Annotated in this window: 2 protein-coding genes; both read left to right on the forward strand. The window is 65.4% G+C overall.

All coding sequences use genetic code 11. The features are described from left to right. The coding region (tnpA, locus tag ACFOMP_RS19805) for an IS66-like element accessory protein TnpA (protein ID WP_243786015.1) at window positions 1–405 on the forward strand (405 nt) is incomplete at its 5' end. Then, window positions 402–596, forward strand: a 195-nt coding sequence (tnpB, locus tag ACFOMP_RS19810; RefSeq protein WP_379033787.1) for an IS66 family insertion sequence element accessory protein TnpB, incomplete at its 3' end; no start/stop codon positions are given. The genes tnpA and tnpB, both read left to right, overlap by 4 nt.

Below are 596 nucleotides of genomic sequence, written 5' to 3' on the forward strand. Positions count from 1 at the left end.
ATGGCATACGCTTCAGTTGTTTCACCAATCGAGATCTTCGCCGCCGATGAGGTTGGCCGTCGTCGGCACTGGTCAGACGAGGACAAGATCCGGATCGTCGAGGAAAGCCTGCGCGGTTACCGGCAAGGCTCGACGACGGCGCGCCGGTATGGGATTTCGCGGTCGCTGCTTTCGATCTGGCGGCGTGAGTATCGCAGCGGAACGCTAGGTGCGCCGGAGGCTGGCCGCGGTTTCGTGCCGCTGGTTATGGAGAGCGCACCGTCTGCGCCAGCGGAGCAGCGTTCGCGGGAAGCCGATGATGCCCGGATCGACATCACGCTGACGAACGGGCGGCGCATGACGATTCCTGTTTCGCTGGCCCCTTCGCATCTGGCGGCGTTGCTGGCCGTGCTGGATCCGCGATGATCGCCTTTCCGGCGGGGGCGCGCGTGTGGATTGCAGGCGGGGTGACGGACATGCGGTGCGGGATGAACAGCCTGGCGCTGAAGGTCCAGCAGGGCCTGGGTCGCGATCCGCACGGTGGCGAGATCTTCTGCTTCCGGGGGCGCAAGGGTGACCTGATCAAGGTGTTGTGGCACGACGGGGTCGGCATGTCG

The organism is Paracoccus simplex (genome assembly GCF_042648325.1).
GTDB classification, from domain to species: Bacteria; Pseudomonadota; Alphaproteobacteria; order Rhodobacterales; family Rhodobacteraceae; genus Paracoccus; species Paracoccus simplex.